We start from the raw sequence: 3,460 nt of genomic DNA, 5'->3' as shown, positions 1-3,460 counted from the left end.
CCATTCTCATGGTCGGCAGGACGGCTCTTGGCTTCCACCTCGGCCTTCACGACCGGCGGAAAGTCCTCCACGCGCGGCATGCGCTGCGGCGCGGCGGCAACCGGCTGCGGCATTTCCCGCAGCGGCGCGGGCTGCTGCACCACCTGCTGGACGACCGGCTGCGGCTGGGCGGGCGGCGCCTGGAAGATCTTGCTCTGCGGACGGAACTCTTCCGCATGCGCCATCGGCGCCGGGCGGGCCTGCGCCATCGCCGCCGCATTGGCCTCGGCGAGTTGGATCGCCTCGGCGACCGGATCGGCAGCGCGCGGCTCATAGACCTGCTGCTGCACCGGCGCCGGACGGCTTTCCGCGACCGGAGCGGCCGGACGGCTGACCGGCTTCTGCGGTGCCGCGCGGATCGAGATCGGCGCCGCGGCGATTTCGGCCGCCGACTTGTCGATGCCGGTAGCGACCACCGAGACGCGGATCACGCCTTCCAGCTCTTCGTCGAAAGTCGCGCCGAGGATGATGTTGGCGTCCTGGTCGACCTCCTCGCGGATGCGGGTCGCGGCTTCGTCGACTTCGAACAGGGTGAGGTCGCGGCCGCCGGTGATCGAGATCAGCAGGCCCTTGGCGCCCTTCATCGAGGTCTCGTCGAGCAGCGGGTTGGCGATGGCGGCTTCCGCCGCGGCCATCGCGCGGCCCTCGCCCGAAGCCTCGCCGGTGCCCATCATCGCCTTGCCCATCTCGCGCATGACCGAGCGGACGTCGGCGAAGTCGAGGTTGATCAGGCCTTCCTTGACCATCAGGTCGGTGATGCAGGCGACGCCGGAGTAGAGCACCTGGTCGGCCATGGCGAAGGCATCGGCGAAGGTGGTCTTGTCATTGGCCAGCCGGAACAGGTTCTGGTTGGGGATGACGATGAGGGTGTCGACGCATTTCTGCAGTTCCTCGATGCCGAGGTCCGCCGTCTTCATGCGGCGCTGGCCTTCGAAATGGAACGGCTTGGTGACGACGCCGACCGTCAGGATGCCCTTTTCGCGCGCGGCGCGGGCGACGACCGGAGCAGCGCCGGTGCCGGTGCCGCCGCCCATGCCGGCGGTGACGAAGCACATATGGGTGTTGGACAGGTGATCGATGATCTCGTCGATGCATTCCTCAGCCGCCGCGCGGCCGACCTCCGGCTGCGAGCCGGCGCCGAGCCCCTCGGTCACATGCGCGCCGAGCTGGATCAGCCGCTCCGCCTTCGACATGGTCAGCGCCTGCGCGTCGGTGTTCGCCACCACGAACTCAACACCGCGCAAGCCGGCGGTGATCATGTTGTTGACGGCATTGCCGCCGCCGCCGCCGACACCGAACACGGTGATGCGTGGCTTCAGCTCGGTGATGTCCGGCTTTTGCAGATTGATGGTCATTGTCTCCGTCCTTTGCCTTTCCCGCCGCTTCGCCGCTGCGGCCGCCTATGGGGCTGTCCCCGTCAATTTTAGAAACTGTCTCTCAACCACTGACTCATGCGATGCAGTTTTCCGCCCGTCCCGGTCATCCTGAGACCGGAAATTCCTTTCACAGAATGGCTCTCGAAGCTCGCCATCTGCGGATAGATCAAGAGCCCGACCGGGGTCGAGAACGCCGGCCCCTTCGCCGCCTCGGGCAGGCCGGCCACGCCGAGCGGCCGGCCGATGCGCACATTGCGGCCGAGGATGCGGCGTGCCGCTTCCGGCAGGCCGGCAAGCTGGCTGGCGCCGCCGGTGAGCACGACACGCTTGCCGACGGCGTTGCCGTAGCCCGACTTGTTCAACCGGTCGCGCAGCAATTCCAGCGTCTCGTCGATGCGGGCGCGGATGATGCGTGTCATCATCGAGCGCGGTACCTGCACAGGCAGCTCGCCTTCCTCGCCGATCGGCTGGATCGAGACGAGGTCACGGTCGTCCGCGCTGCCCGGCAGCGCCGAACCGTGCATGACCTTCAGGCGCTCCGCGGCGTCGAGCGAGGTTGACAGGCCCTTGGCCATGTCGAGCGTCACATGGTTGCCGCCGATGGCGATGGCATCGGCGTGAACGAACTTGCCTTCCGAGAACACCGAGATCGTCGTCGTGCCGCCGCCCATGTCGATGCAGGCCGCGCCCATTTCGAGCTCGTCGTCGACCAGTGCCGCGAGCCCGCTGGCGTAGGGCGTCGCCACCATGCGCTCGACCGACAGATGCGAGCGATTGATGCAGAGCTCCAGGTTGCGCAAGGGCGCCGCATCGCCCGTCAGCACGTGCATGTCGACGCCAAGCGCATCGCCGACCATGCCACGCGGATCGCGCACGCCGCGCTCGGCGTCGAGCGAGAAACCGACCGGCAGCGAGTGGATAACTTCGCGCTCGGCCTTCAGCGCCTGCTTGGCGCCGGCGGCAAGCACCCGCTTGATGTCGGCCTCGTCGGCCTGATGGCCGCCGAGATTGATGGTGGCCGAGAAGGCCTCGCTCTTCAGCCGCCCGGCGGTCATGTTGACGATCAGCGAATCCACCGTCAGCCCGGCCATGCGCTCGGCGGCGTCGACGGCCAGACGGATGGCGTGTTCGGCGCGGTCGAGATCGACGACCACGCCCGACTTCACGCCTTGCGATTTCTGGTGGCCGATGCCGATCACCTGGATGCGATGCGAGCGCCCGCGCAAGAGCTTGCCGTCGTCGCGCGGCTTCAGCTTCGCCACCACGCAGCAAACCTTGCTCGAACCGACATCGAGCACCGTCAAGGTGCCCGACCGGCGCGAGGAGGCATCGCTGTTGCCGCCAAGCCAGCTCATATCTTCGTCTCCGGCTTACGCTTCGTCAGGCTCTTCGGCTTTTCGTTGAGCGCCGCTTCGCGCTGCGTCGCCGCCTCCGGCGTCAGTTGCACGACGAGGCGATCGGACAGGCGCATGTCGACGGCGGCGATGTCGCGGCTCAAGAGCCCGTTGTCGTGGTCCATCCTGACCAGATCGGCGATCGCCCGGTCTTCGCCGTCCTCAGGCAGCTTGACCGTGATGCCGTTCTCCAGCCGCAGGTCCCAGCGCCGCTCGCCGATGCGGATATAGCCTTTGACCCGTGCCGCGAGTTCGGGATAGCGCTTCACCTCGGCAAGGAAATCCGGCGCCTTGGCCGGCGCGCCGGTGCCGATGATCAGCGGCAGCAGCGCCTGCTTGCCGCCCGAGAACGGCGCGATGACCTGGCCGTCACGCTCGATGACCGAAAGCGAATCGCCCTGCTGCCAAAGCGCGAAAGGCTCACGCTCCTCGACGCGCACCTCCAGCGTATGCGGATAGACCTTGCGCACCGCCGCGACCTCGACCCAAGGCAGCGTCCTGATCCGCTCGCGCGCGGCCTCGGCATCAAAGCCTATCAGCGAGGTCCAGCCGTCGAGCTCCAGCCGGTCCAGTATGTCGATCTCGGAGGTTTCGTGGTTGCCGACCACCTTGATCTGATCGACCGCGAAACCGGTGCGCGCGGTGATGCCC

The 3,460-nt window shown here is 67.5% G+C and carries 3 protein-coding genes; all 3 read right to left on the bottom strand.

All coding sequences use genetic code 11. From position 1 onward, the window contains the following. Window positions 1-1,394: cell division protein FtsZ (ftsZ, locus tag EN780_RS30100; RefSeq protein ID WP_128276106.1), on the bottom strand; the 1,394-nt coding region annotated here is incomplete at its 3' end. Window positions 1,395-1,462: 68 nt separating this feature from the next. After that, entirely contained in the window at window positions 1,463-2,770 is a 1,308-nt protein-coding gene (gene ftsA / locus EN780_RS30095) for a cell division protein FtsA (protein WP_127312041.1), read from the bottom strand. Next, on the bottom strand, window positions 2,767-3,460 hold a 694-nt coding region (locus EN780_RS30090), incomplete at its 5' end, for a cell division protein FtsQ/DivIB (RefSeq protein WP_133372772.1). The genes ftsA and EN780_RS30090, both read right to left, overlap by 4 nt.

This window comes from Mesorhizobium sp. M4B.F.Ca.ET.089.01.1.1 (assembly GCF_004022605.1).
Lineage (GTDB): Bacteria > Pseudomonadota > Alphaproteobacteria > Rhizobiales > Rhizobiaceae > Mesorhizobium > Mesorhizobium abyssinicae.
This window is presented reverse-complemented; position numbering and strand designations above follow the sequence as displayed.

Bases quoted from the DNA above. Each gene is read 5' to 3' on its own strand.
- ftsA (WP_127312041.1), bottom strand. From the start codon at position 2,770: ATGAGCTGGCTTGGCGGCAACAGCGATGCCTCCTCGCGCCGGTCGGGC.